We start from the raw sequence: 14,455 nt of genomic DNA, 5'->3' as shown, positions 1-14,455 counted from the left end.
CCCGCGGCGGCGCGTCGGGGATCACCGTTCGGGTTCGATCAGCCGGATCGGGAGCAGCCGGGTTCGACAGCAGCCGGACGGACACGGGCTCCGCGCCTGAGGACGACTCTCGACGCGCCCCGCAGCCATTGAGCGCCCGGCCTCCGAGCGGCGCGTAGTCCGTTCGGCCCACAGTGGGCCGAACGCCTCAAGTCGCTTGAGCCGTCTGACCGAAGTGCCCGGACATGGATGGCACCGGCGGGACAGCGACAGCGGAGCGGACGGCAGCACCGTCGAGCTCCGAGGCCGACGAGGACGACGCGCAGCAGCACCACGCAGGAGACGGGCCGGGCCCGGGCGAGCCGGACGCAGCACCCCGGCCGACCCGCAGCGGCGCCGACCGCCCGAGCGCACCGGGGCACGCCCCGTCGGGTCGGTCCCGACGGTCCGTGCTGGGTGCGGTCGGCGCGGGCGGCGTCGCCCTCGTCGCGGCGGCCTGCGTCCCGCAGGCCAACGAGCCGGCCGCCCCCGCGCCCACCGTCCCGGCCCCGGTCCCGTGGCCGCTCGACCAGGCCAGGACGCTGGCCTCGCGGGCGACGTTCGGGGCCACGAAGGAGGTCGTCGACCGCATCCTGGCGATCGGCGCCGAGGCGTGGCTCGACGAGCAGCTCGGAGCGGGCCTCCCCAACGCCGAGGCGATGCTCGCGGGCTACACCACGCTCGGCCAGACGAACGCGCAGAACGAGGTCCAGCGCACCACCGACGAGGGCGTGCTGTTCCGCCAGCTCGACCACGCCATGCTCCTCCGGGCGGTGTTCGACCAGAACCAGCTCTACGAGGTGATGTGCGACTTCTGGTCGAACCACTTCACGATCTGGCGGTCGGCGAAGTACCTCACGCACCTCAAGACCCGCGACGACGGCGATGTGATCCGGCCCCACGCCCTCGGCCGGTTCGTCGACATGATGCTCGCCTCCGGCAAGAGCCCGGCGATGCTCGTCTACCTCGACAACTACACGTCGAACGCCTTCTCGACCGCCGGCGTCAACGAGAACTGGGGCCGGGAGATCCTCGAGCTCCACACGCTCGGGATCATCAAGGGCGAGCAGGTCTACACCGAGGCCGACATGCGCGGCGTCGCCAAGGTCATGTCGGGCCGGACGATCAGGTTCAACAACGACGCCAACAAGCACGGCTACGCGTTCAACCAGGGCTACCACTCGAGGGACGCCGTCTCGATCCTCGGCGGCCAGTGGACGCGCCCCGCTCGGGCCAACGGCTCGATGGGCGAGGCCGACGGCGACTCGCTCCTCGCCTTCCTCGCCCGCCACCCCGCCACGGCCCGATACATCTGCTACAAGCTCTGCCGCCGCTTCGTGTCCGACGACCCGCCGATGGGCCTCGTCGACCGGCTCGTCGACATCTACCGGGCCAACGACACCGCGATCCGCCCCGTCCTCCGGGGCCTGTTCCTGTCGGCCGAGTTCCGGGCGTCGGGCGGCCAGAAGGTCAAGCGACCCAACGAGTGGCTCCACTCCTCGCTCCGGGCGATGAGGGCGACGGTGAACCCGCTGCCCGACGGCCACGCCTCGACCCGCCTCCGCGACGTGCAGAGCGCGCTCGGCCAGCCCCTCAACGAGCGCACCACGCCCGACGGCTACCCGGAGACCGCTCCCGAGTGGATCTCCTCGGAGGGCCTCCTCAAGCGCTGGGAGATGGGCGGGCGGCTCGCCCGCAACCGCCTCACCGACAGCGGGGCGGCCGAGAAGGTGGTCGTCGACCTCAACGCACTGCTCCCCTCGCCGCTGCCCGCGACGACCCGGGACCTCGTCGTCGCGCTGGCCGACCAGGTGTTCCAGTTCCCGCTGAGCCCGGCCGACGCCGCTTCGATCCTCACCGCCCTCGGGGTCAACCAGACCGCGGCGGCCAGCACCCTCACGTCCAACGCGAACACCCTGCAGGCCACCTTCGGCCTGCTGTGCGCCCACCCCAGCTTCCAGCGCCGCTGACCGGAGGATCGAGATGACCGCCCTGCTCCCCACCCACCACGCCGTCGACCACGACGACGTCGGCTGCGACTGCGAGGACCACGACCGCCGCGGGCTCAGCCGGCGGGGCTTCATGGGCCTCGTCGGCACCGGCGCCGCGGTGCTCGGCTACTCGAGCCTCGGCTCCCGCATGGCCTTCGCCACGCCGGAGAACCCGTCGACCGGCGACGTGCTGGTCGTCGTGTTCATGCGTGGCGGGTGGGACGGCCTCAACGTCGTGGCGCCGTACCAGATGCCCACGTACAAGACGCTCCGGCCGACGATCCGCATCAAGGAGCCGTCGGAGTTCACCGACCCCGCCGGGAAGGCCGGCCTCCCGCTGGCCGCCGGCGGCAACGTCGGACCGTTCGCGCTGTCGGGCACGTTCGCGCTCAACCCCTCGATGACCCACCTGCACACCGGCGCCTGGGCCGACGGGAAGCTCGCGGTGGTCCACGCGGCCGGCATGCCGGCCTCGGAGTCCTCGACGCGCAGCCACTTCGAGGCCGAGCAGTACTGGGAGCGCGGCAGCCGCTCGCTCGGCATCACCAGCGGGTTCGTGAACCGGTACCTGTCGGGCCAGTCGGGGCTCGACCGCCTCAGCGCCGTGGGCCGCGGCTCGACCCTGCAGACGTCGCTGCAGGGCCCCGCCACCGCGGTGTCGATGACCTCGATCGGCGGGTTCGGCGTGACCGGCTTCCCGAACAACACGCAGGCCCGGACCGCGCTGAACAACCTGTACAAGCACGGTCCGCAGCTCCTCGACGAGACGGGCGCGGACACGCTCGACGTCATCAACCTGCTGACCACGTTGCCCGCCGACCCCGGGCCCCAGAACGGCGCGGTGTACGGCACCGACGACCTGTCGCGTAACCTGCGCGAGGTCGCCCGCCTCATCCGCGGCAACGTCGGGCTGCGCGCCGTGGCGATCGACTTCGGCGGCTGGGACACCCACAGCGACATGGGCATGCCGGAGGACCCGGCGTCGTACATGCGCCAGCGCACCGGGCTCGTGTCGCAGGCCTTCCAGGCCTTCTACCGCGACCTCGGCACCGCGATGGACGAGGTCACGCTCGTGACCCTGTCGGAGTTCGGCCGCACGATCGGCGAGAACGGCTCCGGCGGCACCGACCACGGGCGGGGCAACGTCATGTTCGCCCTCGGCGGGAAGATCAAGGGCGGCGTCTACGGCGGCTTCCCGACGACGATCGCCGACGGGCCGGAGGGCGACCTCACCGTCATGACCGACTACCGACGGGTGCTGTCGGAGGTCCTCCAGGTGCGCTGCGGCGCCTCGAACCTGGGCTCGATCTTCCCGACCTACACCCAGCAGGGCGCGCTCGGCCTGGCCGTCGCCTGAGACGAGGAGCAGGCCGTCGCCCGAGACAGGGGCCTGGCCGTCGCCTGAGACGAGGACCGGCCGTCGCCCGAGACAGGGGCCAGGCCGTCGCCTGAGACCGGGAGAGGACCGGAGGAAGGATCCGGCGGGATCCGGAGCACACGGGGAGACGGGCCGCGGGACGCAGGGGCGCCCGCGGCCCGTCCTCGTGGACCGCAGGTGGCCCAGCACCCCGGGCGCGCGGTGCCTCAGGCTGTGTGCTCGTGGCCGCCGCAGTCGTGCGGCACCGAGCCGGGCTCCCGGAGCTCGGCCAGGGCCGCCCACAGGTGGGTCGAGCTGACCGGTCCGACGAACGAGTCCCGGACGACGCCGTCGGCGTCCGCGATCGCCACGATCGGGACCGCCTCGATGCCGTAGCGGGCGTGCAGCGCGGCGTGCTCGACGGCCTCGACGTCCTGCACGGCCACGTCGTCGCTCTCCATCACCTGTGCCTTGGCCACGACGTCGGCGCACGTCGAACACGTCGCCGAGCTGAAGACGCAGACGAGCCACGGTGCACCCGGGCGGTCGAAGTCGGCCCGGTCGAGCTGGGCGGGCGCCTCCCACGACCGGGGCTGGGTGGGCGGATCGGCCCGGCGGCGCTGCAGCACGAACGCCACGCCGACGGCGACGGCGGCCAGGGCCAGGGCGACGAGCAGGCGATCCACCCCGACAGTGTGCCCGCGCCGCCGCAGGGGCTCACGTCGGCGCCGTCAGCCGCCCAGGCCGCGGAGCGGCTCGCCGGCCGTGTGGACCGGGACGGCCAGGTCGAACGCCAGGTCGTCGTCAGGGTCGAACACCGTGATGCGCTCGACGACCACCGGCTCGCTGGCCGAGACCCGCACGGTGATCTCCGGCGCCGCGCCCGCGGCGGCCAGCGGCACGGCGACGCTGTCGCCGGGGGCGACCTCGAGGTCGGTGGCCCCGGTCAGCTCGGTCTCGGCGCCGGCGGCGACGGCGGTCAGCGTGACCTTGGCGATGCCCTCGCCCGGGTTGTGGACGAGCACGACCGGCGCCGGGTCCCGCCCGGCGTCGATCGACGGCACCACCCACGTGCGGGCCAGCACCGGCGTCCCGTTGGAGATGGCGACCCCGCTGGTGAGCGCCGGGCGGACCAGCACGGCCGGGTCGGGCGACGGATCGGGGCCGCCGGTCAGCGAGCTCGTGCGGGCCGCGACGACCGGGTGGTCCGACTCGACCTCGATCGAGTGGTAGCCGACACCCGGGATGCGGCTCTCGGCCGACAGGTCGACCACCGCGTAGCGGCGGGGCTCCACGGCGACCTCGAGCGGCTCGGGCGGGGCCGACGCCCCGCCGTAGGGCGTGACCTGGACGAGGACGTTGGCGCGCGCGTCGCCCGGGTTCTCGAGGACGAGGCGCTCGGCCGCGCCGGCCCCCGTGAAGCCCCCGGCGAAGGCCCACCGCTCCTGGGGCTCGGGGACGCCGCCCGCCAGCTGCAGGCCCTCCGGGCCGACCGAGCCGTCCCACGTCTGGGCCACCTCCGCCAGCACCCGGCCGGACCGGGACCGCACGACGGCGGTGAACTGGTCGCGGCGCTCGGCGATGCCCTGCTGGCCGAGGTCGATGACCTTCACCGTGCCGGCGGGGACCACGACGCCGTTGACCGACGTGGGCACGCGGGTGCCCGTGTCGAAGCCGATCTCGACGTCGACGCCGGCGTCGCCGGGGAACGGGTTGAACAGCGTGAGCCGGGCACCGGCGTCGCGGGTCGTCGACAACGAGGGGAAGTGCCACTCCCCCGACGTCGAGCCGACGCAGGCGGCCCGGTCGCCGTAGCCCTCGGCGACGAGCTGGTGGTCGACGGTGAGCTGCGGGTTCGGGGACTGCACGAGCACCGACGCGGTGGGGTCGCCGACGAGCGCGCCGACGTCGACGGGCAGCGGGCCGCCCGGCGGCACCTCGACGTCGCGCGGCGGGGTCGCCCCCGCCGCGGTGTAGCCGGTGATGCGGGCGGTGGTGGCGTCGCCGTCGGGGTTCGATAGGTAGAGGAAGTGGCGCGTCGGCACCGCGGCGGTGCCGGCGGCGCAGTACCAGGTGACCGGCAGGTCGCCGTCGGCGCGGACGGCCGGGACCGGCGCCCGGTCGATGGCGGCCGCCTCTGGCTCGTCGCGACCGCCCCACGCAGCGGCGAGGCCGACGAGGGCGAGGACGACGACGGTCAGGACGGCGAGACGTGCCGGCCTCATCGGACCTCCTCCGCGGACGGCGCCGGGTCCTCGGGCGTCACGACCACCACCGGCGGCCCGCGTCGGATCGTCCGCCGCGGGCGGGCCGGGGCGAGACGCCGGCGGCGGCCGGCCACGACGATCAGGACCAGCAGGGCGAGCACCTGCACCGCCTGCAGCACGCGGGACACGACCGGCGTGGACCACGACAACGTGGCGTCGCCGCCGCGATCGACGTCGAACTGCTGCGCCCACCCGAAGAGCGACGACCGCGCCGCGGTGGACGAGCCGCTGACGAGCGACCAGCCGCCGTCGGCGGTCACCGCCTGGGCGACGACGGTGCCGTCCTCGATCTCACCGGAGAACGACGTCCCCGGACCGCGCCCGAGCACGGCGGGCGGGTCGGCGGGCGGCAGCAGCAGCTGGCCGGCGGCGGTGGGCACGCCGCCCTCGGGCAGGTCCAGCTCGGTGATGTCGGCGCGCAGCGGCCACGGGGCCTGCACCTCGTAGAGCTCGGCACCGGGCGCGACCGGGATCTGCGTCAGGTCCAGCTGCTCCTCGAACGCCGCCAGGGTGCCCCGGGGCAGCGGCACCTCGACCGGGGAGAACGGCTCGGGCGCCGGCCGGTCGATCAGGAGCACGTAGCGGATGCCCATCGGCGCCAGCAGCTGGCCGAGCCGCGACGTCCGCCCGCGCAGCGCGGCGTCGACCGCCTGCCGGAGGTGGGCCACGCCGTCGCCGCCGTCCAGCCGGTAGCGCTGGGTGACGGTCGGGAGGTTGCCCTCGGTCACGCCGAAGGCCAGGTCGTCTGCACCCGGCAGCGTCCACCCCGACACCGGCAGCACGTCGGGATCGCCGATCCACAGGGTGCGCGTCGCATCGCCCCGGTCGACCAGGTCCAGGGCCCGCTGGTAGTCGCCCTCGGGCAGGTACCAGCGGCCCTCGGGCGCCGCGAACACGACGGGCAGCAGGCCGATGACGAGCGCCAGGATGCCGACGCCGGACGCCACCTGCCCGAGGCCGAAGTCGCCGCTGACCACGTCGTGCTCGAACGCCAACGGCCCCATCGCCACCGCCAGGGCCATGCCGAGCGCGGCCGGCACCAGGAACAGCGCGACGCCGGCACCGCCGACCAGGCCGGTCGAGGCGAGCACGGAGGTGCCGGCGAAGGCGACCAGGGCGACGACCCAGCCCGCCACGGCCCAGCCGAGCCGCCACGAGCGCCCGGTCACGAGCGGCACGAGGGCGGCGATCACGATGCCCCAGCCGAGCCAACCGGTCTGCACCGGGCCGATGCTGCCGGTGACGAGGTCCGAGGCCGACGGCACCGCGGTCCGGCTGTCCCAGAGGCCCGTGAGCGACGCAGCGTCGCCGCTGGTGATCGACTCGACGAGCCACGGCAGCTGCAGCGGCACGCTGAACAGGAGCCCGCCGAACGCCGCGACCGGCAGGCGCGAGGCCCGGCTGCGGTCGCCGCCGATCCACGGGCCGACCGCGAACAGCGACACGGTGACGGCGAGCAGCAACGACCCGAGGGGGCTGACGCACCCGACGGCACCGAGGATGAGGCCGTTGCCGGCCAGGTGGCGGACCCAGCCCTCGGACGGTCGGTCCACCTCGGAGAACGGCGCGACGTGCGCACGGCGGGCGATGCGGCGCAGCAGCCACGGGGCTGCGGCGTACGCGACGAGCGCCTGCAGCCGTCCCGTCGCCAGGGCGTTCAGCGCGATCGGGTTGAGCGCGTAGACGGCGACCGCGGCCGAGCGGCCGCGGATCGAGCGCGTGCCCGAGAGCAGCTTCCACCCGCCGACCGCGCCGACGAGCAGCGGCAGGAGGATGAGCAGCCGTCGGGCAAGCCCGATCGAGCCGAGGAGGATCGTGCCGAGGCCGCCGAAGGCGGGCACGAGGCCGACCGGCACCGAGCCCTCGCCGAGCCCCGCCCCGCGCCAGGCCGTCCACCACTCCGACAGCAGGTCGGGCGCGCTGCGCCCGCCGCTGACGAGCTCCCTCATCACCGGCAGCGGGCCCGTGATGAGGTGGCGGGCGCCGATCACGCCGACGAGGATCGTGGCGATGATGAGGCCGGCGGCGGCGCGGCTCGTCACCGACGTCATGTCGGCGAGCGCGACTCGACCCGAGCGCGTCGCTGCGGCCAGGCGGCCCTCGCCCTCCTCGGTCCGCACGAGGGAGCGCAGCCGGTAGCTGCCCCGGTGGAACAGGGTGCGGTAGTCGGCGTCGTGGACCCGGCGCGCCCTGCGGACCCGGGCCCTGGCCCGCACCAGGTCGGGGAGGTGGACCACGTTCCAGAACCCGGCGGCGATCACGTCGCCGCAGTGGCGGAAGCGGGCCAGCAGCGCGGAGCCGGCCAGGTCGACGAGGCCGAGCAGGATGCCGACCGGCACCGTCCACCACCAGCGCCGCAGCTCGGTGTTGGCCAGCACCATGCGCGCCTCGTGGCGCGTCTCGTAGCGGGTGCGGGACTCGACGTCCCGGCGGTCGCCGAACCGCTCGCGGTGCGCCACCGTCGCGCGCGGGCAGAACTGCACCGATGCGCCGGCGGTGTGGGCCCGCCAGCACAGGTCGACGTCCTCGCCGAAGAACGGGATCTCGGTGCTGAAGCCGCCCATCGCGCTGAACAGGTCGGACCGGACGAGCATGCACGCGCTCGACACCGCGAACACGTTGCGGGCGCTGTCGTGCTGGGACTGGTCGAGCTCGCCGGGGTCGACGAGGGGCGCCGAGGCCCCGAAGGCGTCGACGGCGAGGCCGACCGAGCGGAGCACGTCCTCGTCGTCCCAGTCGACGAGCTTGGCGCCGACCACGCCGGCGTTGGCCCGGAACGCCTCGGCCACCATCGCCGTCACCGCGTCGGGTCGGAGGCGCACGTCGTCGTGGAGGAAGAGGAGGAACGGTGCGCCCTCGACCGACACGAGCGCCTCGTTGGCCGCGGCGGAGAAGCCGCGGTCCTCGGCCAGGCGCCGCACGAAGGCCGACGGCAGGACGTCGGCGACCCGCCCCGTCGGGTCGTGCGTGGAGCCGTTGTCCACGACGAGCAGCGACAGGTTCTCGTAGTCCTGGTCCGCGATGGACTCGAGCGTCGCCTCGAACCAGCTGCCGGGGTCACGGGTGACGAGCACGGCCACGACCGGCGGTGCGCCGACGCCGACGATCGGGCTGTCGTCCGACAGGCCCCACTTGGCGTCCTCGGCCGCGTCCTCGTCGGTGTCGGCCTGGAACTCCTGCTCGAACGGGGCCGGGCCGATCGGCTCGTCGTCGGGCCCGGACGCCGGCTGGTCGGGCTCGGCCCCGGGTCCCTCCGGCTCGAGGTCCGGCTCGAGGTCCGGCTCGAGGTCCGGCTCGCCCTCGGGCCCCTCCGGCTCCTGGTCCGGCTCGGGATCGGCCGCTGGCTCCTCCGGCTCCCGGTCCGGCTCGGGATCGGGTCCCTCGGGCTCCTCGTCGGGCTCGTCGGACACGTCGGACGCGTCGGACGCGTCGGACACGTCAGCCTCGTCGGGCTCGTGCTGCTCGGACCCCGTCCCGCCCGGCTCGGCGTCCTCGGTCACGCCCGGCTCGGGGTCTGGACCCTCGTCGGTCGATGCCGCCGTGCCGACCGGATCGCCGTCGACCGGATCGGCCGTGCCGGCGGCGCCCTCGTCCCCGTCGGGACTCGGATCGTTCGTTCCGGGGCGTGGAGGGTTGGAGGGGATCGGGCTGGCCTTTCCTGGGGTTCCGGCGCGCGCCGTCGAGGGCGGCGGCCGGCACTGTCGGACGAGGGGCGATCGTAGTGCGGGGCCCCCGCCACCTCGGGTTCATGCGGCGGGTGCGACCGGGCGGTCCGGCTCGCTGCGGCGCGGGCCCGCCCGGGCGCTCGCGGCCAGCCAATAGAGTGACCGGCGATGCGCACCGACCCCACGGCCCCGCAGCCGGAGCCGACCCGATGAAGGCGCTGATCACGGGCGCCGGCGGCTTCGTCGGCCACCACCTGGCGGCCCACCTCGAGGCCGAGGGCGACGAGGTCCTCACGACCGACCGCTCGACCGACGGGCTCGACATCACCGACGCGCCGGCCCTGCTCGATGCGTTCCGGCGCCGCCGGCCCGAGGTCGTGTACCACCTCGCCGGCGCCAGCGACGTCGGGGGATCGTGGTCCACCCCGCAGGCGACGTTCCGCTCCAACGCCGAGGGCACGCTCAACGTGCTGTGGGCGGCGCGGGAGTCGGGCGTCGAGCGCGTGCTCACGGTCGGCTCGGCCGACGTCTACGGGAAGGTCTCGGCCGAGGACCTCCCGATCACCGAGCAGCTCGAGATGCGGCCGGTGAGCCCCTATGCCGCGTCGAAGGCCGCCGCCGACCACGTGGCCGTGCAGGCCCACCTCGGCTACGGCCAGGGCGTCGTGCGGGCCCGCCCGTTCAACCACCTCGGACCCGGCCAGAGCAACCGCTTCGTCGCCGCCGCGCTGGCGGAGCGCGTGGCGACGAACGAGGCCAGCGGCGAGTCCAAGGTGAAGGTCGGCAACCTCAGCCCGCAGCGCGACTTCACCGACGTCCGCGACGTCGTGCGGGCCTACCGGCTGCTCGTCGAGCACGGCTCGGCCGGCCAGGTCTACAACGTCTGCAGCGGGCGGGCGATCGCCGTGCAGGCGCTGGCCGACGAGTTCATCTCGCTCGCGACGATCCCGATGGAGCTCGTCACCGATCCCGAGCTCGAGCGGCCGGTCGACATCCCGGTGCTGCTCGGCGACAACTCGCGGATCCGCACCGACACCGGATGGACGCCCGAGATCCCGCTCGAGGACACGCTCCGCGACCTGCTCGACGACCAGCGCCGTCGCATCCGCACCTAGACGATCCGCAGCACCTCGGCCGCGACGAGGTCGGGCTCGGTGAACGGGACGTGGTGCGAGGACCGTTCGGCCCCGACGAACCGGCCCCGAGGCAGCGCAGCGGCCGCCGCACGGTGGGCCTCGAGCAGCGCCGGGCGGCGCGTCGCCTCCATCCTCGAGGCCGACGTGCCGGAGACGTACGTGACCGGCACGTCGGGCAGCGCCGGTGGGCGCTCGAGCAGCTCGCGCAGGTCGGCGATGTGGCCGCGGAGCTCGGCCTGCTGCGCCCGGGCCGCGGCGACCGTGCCGTCGTCGCGCCGCATGCCGCTGGCCGACGGCTCCGGCAGCATCGCGGCCAGGCGGTCGATCGGCCGTCGCAGCGCCCCGGTCCGGGCCACGACGGGCAGCAGCGGCAGCATCAGCCGGGTCTGGACCTCGGTCGACCGGCTGAAGAACAGGTCGCAGGTCTCGTCGGTCACGTCGACCAGCACGAGGCCGGCGATGCGCTCGGGCACCGACTCGGCGGCCCGGCGGATGATCGGCCCACCCCAGCTGTGGCCGACGAGGACGAACGGCCCGTCGCCGAGGTGGTCGAGGACGTCGACGAGGTCGTCGGCCAGGCGGGCCAGCGGGCGCGGCCCGGGGTCGGCGGCGCTGCGCCCGAGGCCGCTGCGGTCGTAGGCCGCCGTCGCGACGACCGGCGCGACGCGCGCCACGACGGCACCCCACGTGTGGTGCGACATGCCCATGCCGGCCTCGAACACGACGGTGGGGCGTCCGGGCTCGGTGCTGTCGCGGCGCTCGAGGTACAGCTCACGACCGTCACGGGTGGCCACTCGCTCGATGCGCCAGCTCATCGCCCCGCCCGCGGCGGGATCGGTCTCCGGCGCCCCGGCGGCGGGGGCCGTCACGGCGTCAGGCGACATCGGCGACGCGGCGGCGGGCGTCCTCGAGCGCGGCGACGTCGCGGACCGAGGTGGCCATGGGCGCCAGCTCCGCGAGGCGCTGGCGCCACTCCGACGTGACCCGGGCGGCGACGCCGGCAGGCGCCCCCTCGAGCCACCGGAGGTCCCGGTCGAGGAGCGCGAGCTGCAGCTCCAGCTCGGTGTGGCGGGCGGTGACCGCCGGGAGGCGCTCCGCCTTCGACGCCGGATAGGCCGTCCCGTCGACCAGCTCGAGCGGCTCCAGGTGGAAGACACCCGCCAGCAGGGTGACCGTCCGCTCCCCCGGCACGCTCCGGCCCGACTCCAGGTTCGACAGCGCCACCCGGGAGATCGCGACTCGCGCCGCCAGCTCCGCCTGCGTCAGGCCGAGCGCGGTGCGCAGCCAGCCGATGCGGTCGCCCAGGCGCTCCGGCACGGGACCGGGGGTCGGGCTGGGGAGGGACGGGATCGAGGGCACGGTCGTGGGGAGGGAGAGCTGGCGACGCCGCGGGCGTGACGGGCGGCACCGGTCGGACGGCGAACGTGTCAACCCAGTATGCAGACCCTGCGGTGCCCCGCAGCGTAGAACAGAGCCATGACCAAGCGTGCGCTCATCACCGGCATCACCGGCCAGGACGGCTCGTACCTCGCCGAGCTCCTCCTCGACGAGGGCTACGAGGTGATCGGCATGGTCCGCCGCTCCTCGACCGTCACGTTCGAGCGGATCGCCCACCTGCAGGACCGCATCGCGACCGTGCCCGGCGACCTCCTCGACCAGGCCAGCCTGATCGACCTGCTCCGGACGCACCGGCCGACCGAGGTCTACAACCTGGCTGCGCAGAGCTTCGTCCAGACGAGCTTCAGCCAGCCGGTGCTGACCGGCGACGTCACCGGCCTGGGGGTGACCCGGCTGCTCGACGCGATCCGGATCGTCGACCCCGACATCCGCTTCTACCAGGCGTCCAGCTCCGAGATGTTCGGCAAGGTCGTCGAGGTCCCGCAGTCGGAGGACACGCCCTTCTACCCCCGCTCCCCGTACGGCGTCGCCAAGCAGTACGGCCACTGGATCACCGTCAACTACCGCGAGAGCTACGACCTCCACGCGTCGAGCGGCATCCTCTTCAACCACGAGTCACCGCGCCGCGGGCTCGAGTTCGTGACCCGGAAGATCTCCAACACGGTCGCCAAGATCAAGCTCGGCACGGCGAGCGAGCTGCGGCTCGGCAACCTCGAGGCCGAGCGCGACTGGGGCTTCGCCGGCGACTACGTCCGCGCCATGTACCTCATGCTGCAGCAGGACGCTCCCGACGACTACGTCGTCGCGACCGGCGAGACCCACTCGGTGCGACGCTTCTGCGAGGTCGCGTTCGGACACGTCGGCCTGGACTACGAGCAGTACGTCGTGATCGACGAGGCGTTCTACCGCCCGGCCGAGGTCGACCTGCTGATCGGCACGCCGGCCAAGGCCGAGAAGGTCCTCGGCTGGACGCCGACCGTCGCCTTCGAGGACCTCGTGACGATGATGGTCGACGCCGACATCGACCTGCTCTCGGGTCGGCTCGGCCCGATCAGCTGACGCCGGGCCCGATCAGCTGACACCTCGCCCGATCGACGCCGGGCATCAACCGGAACCGGGCTCGCCGGGCAGGACCCCGTCGCCGGGGTGCAGCGCCAGCCGCGCCGTGCCCGATCGCGCCACCTCGTCGGCGGCGTCGACCATCGTCGCGTGGGCCCGGCGCCAGCCGACCACCAGGCGCTCGGCCTCCAGGACGTCCGCCGGGCCGCGCACGGTGACGCGCCACGGCCGTCCGAACAGCACCCGGAGGGCCCAGATCCCCGCGGCGAGCACGACGACCACCAGGGCCTCGACGAGCCCGAACAACGTGGGTGCGAGCACGAACACGAAGAGCAGGATGCCGACGAGCACCAGCACCCCGAGCAAGAGGTCGTCGAGGTGCATGCAGCCGTCGGCCACGTCGAGTGCGTCCGATCGCCGCCACGTCGCCCGCATCCGTCGGCGCAGGTCGGCCGGTGCCCGCCGCAGGCGGTTGCCGATCCACTCGATCCTGATCGTGTGCTCCGTCCCGTCCGGGGCCGTCACCGTGCGCACGGGCGCTCCTCCCTCGTCCCCGCTGCTCGCCGCCCGACGATAGGGTCCGGCGATGACCCGGGTGGCGGTGCTGTGCGGCGGCGTGGGGGCGGCGCGCTTCCTGCGCGGGTTGCTCGAGGTCCACGACCCTGCGCTCGTCACGGGGGTCGTCAACGTCGGCGACGACTCGGTGATCCACGGGATGCACGTCAGCCCCGACCTCGACACGATCACCTACACGCTGGCCGGCGCCGTGAACCCCGAGACGGGTTGGGGCCTCGTCGGCGAGACGTGGCAGGCGATGGAGCAGGTCCGGACCTACGCCGCGGCCAGCGGGATCGGCGCCGACGACGAGGCGGCGGGCTGGTTCTCGCTCGGCGACCGAGACCTCGGCACCCACCTGTACCGGACGTCGCGGCTCCGGGCCGGGGCGACGCTCACCGAGGTCACCGGCGAGATCGCCCGGACGTGGGGGCTCGGCCTCTCCCTGGTGCCCGTCACAGACGACCCGGTGCGCACGTGGGTCCGCACCGTCGACGGCGCGGAGCTGTCGTTCCAGGAGTACTTCGTGCGCGAGCACCACGACGTGGCCGTCGACGAGGTCCGCTACGACGGCATCGACGCCGCGCTGCCCTCCCCCGAGGCCGCCGCCGCGCTCGAGGGCGCCGGGGCGATCGTCATCGCCCCGTCCAACCCGATCGTGTCGATCGAGCCGGTGGTCGGCGTGCCCGGCGTCCGCGAGGCGCTGGTCGAGCGCCGGGACCGCACGGTCGCGGTCAGCCCGATCGTGGGTGGCGCCGCGCTGAAAGGCCCCGCCGACCGCCTCATGCGCGAACTGGAGCTGGAGCCGACCGTCGTCGGCGTGGCCCGCTGGTACGCCGAGGTCGCGGCGACGCTCGTCGTCGACGAGCAGGACGCCGAGCTCGCCGTCGCCGTCGAGGCGGAGGGCGTCCGCTGCATCGTCGCCCCGACGATCATGAGCCGGCCCGGGGTGGGCGCGGCGCTCGCCCGCACCTGCCTGGCCGCCGCCACCGACGCGGCCTGACCGACG

The 14,455-nt window shown here is 74.4% G+C and carries 11 protein-coding genes; 5 read left to right on the top strand and 6 right to left on the bottom strand.

Annotated features, from left to right (window positions below; genetic code table 11):
* The first annotated feature begins 428 nt into the window (after positions 1-428).
* Both LH044_RS20050 and LH044_RS20045 read left to right on the top strand, forming a co-directional pair.
* A complete protein-coding gene (locus LH044_RS20050; protein ID WP_227757417.1) occupies positions 429-1,988 on the top strand; it encodes a DUF1800 domain-containing protein in 1,560 nt (519 codons plus the stop codon).
* A gap of 13 nt (positions 1,989-2,001) precedes the next feature.
* Positions 2,002-3,366, top strand: a complete 1,365-nt coding sequence (locus LH044_RS20045) for a DUF1501 domain-containing protein (protein ID WP_227757416.1) — start codon at positions 2,002-2,004, stop codon at positions 3,364-3,366.
* A 227-nt stretch (positions 3,367-3,593) separates the two neighbouring features.
* Here the strand turns inward: LH044_RS20045 and LH044_RS20040 are convergent, their stop codons facing one another.
* From LH044_RS20040 to LH044_RS20030, 3 genes are read right to left on the bottom strand one after another with little or no spacing between them, the layout of a single operon-like run.
* Positions 3,594-4,052: a thioredoxin domain-containing protein gene (locus LH044_RS20040; RefSeq protein ID WP_227757415.1), complete on the bottom strand. Its 459-nt coding sequence runs from the start codon at positions 4,050-4,052 to the stop codon at positions 3,594-3,596.
* 45 nt (positions 4,053-4,097) lie between these two features.
* Positions 4,098-5,591: a DUF5719 family protein gene (locus tag LH044_RS20035; RefSeq protein ID WP_227757414.1), complete on the bottom strand. Its 1,494-nt coding sequence runs from the start codon at positions 5,589-5,591 to the stop codon at positions 4,098-4,100.
* A complete protein-coding gene (locus tag LH044_RS20030; protein WP_227757413.1) occupies positions 5,588-9,133 on the bottom strand; it encodes a glycosyltransferase in 3,546 nt (1,181 codons plus the stop codon). The genes LH044_RS20035 and LH044_RS20030 overlap by 4 nt, the downstream gene beginning before the upstream one ends.
* 374 nt (positions 9,134-9,507) lie before the next feature.
* On the opposite strand from LH044_RS20030, the gene LH044_RS20025 reads away from it, so the two are divergent.
* On the top strand, positions 9,508-10,413 hold the full coding sequence (locus LH044_RS20025; RefSeq protein WP_227757412.1) for a GDP-mannose 4,6-dehydratase: 906 nt from the start codon (positions 9,508-9,510) through the stop codon (positions 10,411-10,413).
* Here the strand turns inward: LH044_RS20025 and LH044_RS20020 are convergent.
* Together LH044_RS20020 and LH044_RS20015 are read right to left on the bottom strand one after the other, a co-directional pair.
* Positions 10,410-11,303: an alpha/beta fold hydrolase gene (locus LH044_RS20020; protein ID WP_227757411.1), complete on the bottom strand. Its 894-nt coding sequence runs from the start codon at positions 11,301-11,303 to the stop codon at positions 10,410-10,412. The genes LH044_RS20025 and LH044_RS20020 overlap by 4 nt on opposite strands.
* Before the next feature lie 4 nt (positions 11,304-11,307).
* Complete coding sequence (locus LH044_RS20015; RefSeq protein ID WP_227757410.1) at positions 11,308-11,751, bottom strand: helix-turn-helix domain-containing protein; 444 nt, start codon at positions 11,749-11,751, stop codon at positions 11,308-11,310.
* Positions 11,752-11,910: 159 nt separating this feature from the next.
* Between LH044_RS20015 and gmd the strand changes: the two genes are divergently transcribed.
* Entirely contained in the window at positions 11,911-12,891 is a 981-nt protein-coding gene (gmd, locus tag LH044_RS20010) for a GDP-mannose 4,6-dehydratase (protein ID WP_227757409.1), read from the top strand.
* Between the two features lie 45 nt (positions 12,892-12,936).
* On the opposite strand, the gene LH044_RS20005 is transcribed toward gmd, so the two are convergent.
* On the bottom strand, positions 12,937-13,425 hold the full coding sequence (locus LH044_RS20005) for a hypothetical protein (protein WP_227757408.1): 489 nt from the start codon (positions 13,423-13,425) through the stop codon (positions 12,937-12,939).
* 52 nt (positions 13,426-13,477) lie between these two features.
* Here LH044_RS20005 and cofD point away from each other — a divergent pair, with 52 nt between their 5' ends.
* Complete coding sequence (cofD, locus tag LH044_RS20000; RefSeq protein WP_227757407.1) at positions 13,478-14,449, top strand: 2-phospho-L-lactate transferase; 972 nt, start codon at positions 13,478-13,480, stop codon at positions 14,447-14,449.
* The last annotated feature ends 6 nt before the right edge of the window (positions 14,450-14,455 follow it).

Source organism: Dermatobacter hominis (assembly GCF_020715685.1).
In the GTDB taxonomy this organism is placed as follows: Bacteria; Actinomycetota; Acidimicrobiia; order Acidimicrobiales; family Microtrichaceae; genus Dermatobacter; species Dermatobacter hominis.
The sequence above is the reverse complement of the archived record's forward strand: the minus strand, read 5'-3'. Positions and strand labels throughout refer to the sequence as shown.

What these genes read in the sequence shown, in the direction of transcription:
- LH044_RS20045 (WP_227757416.1), top strand. Translation starts at nt 2,002, where the DNA reads ATGACCGCCCTGCTCCCCACCCACCACGCCGTCGACCACGACGACGTC.
- gmd (WP_227757409.1), top strand. Translation starts at nt 11,911, where the DNA reads ATGACCAAGCGTGCGCTCATCACCGGCATCACCGGCCAGGACGGCTCG.
- cofD (WP_227757407.1), top strand. Translation starts at nt 13,478, where the DNA reads ATGACCCGGGTGGCGGTGCTGTGCGGCGGCGTGGGGGCGGCGCGCTTC.
- LH044_RS20035 (WP_227757414.1), bottom strand. Translation starts at nt 5,591, where the DNA reads ATGAGGCCGGCACGTCTCGCCGTCCTGACCGTCGTCGTCCTCGCCCTC.
- LH044_RS20025 (WP_227757412.1), top strand. Translation starts at nt 9,508, where the DNA reads ATGAAGGCGCTGATCACGGGCGCCGGCGGCTTCGTCGGCCACCACCTG.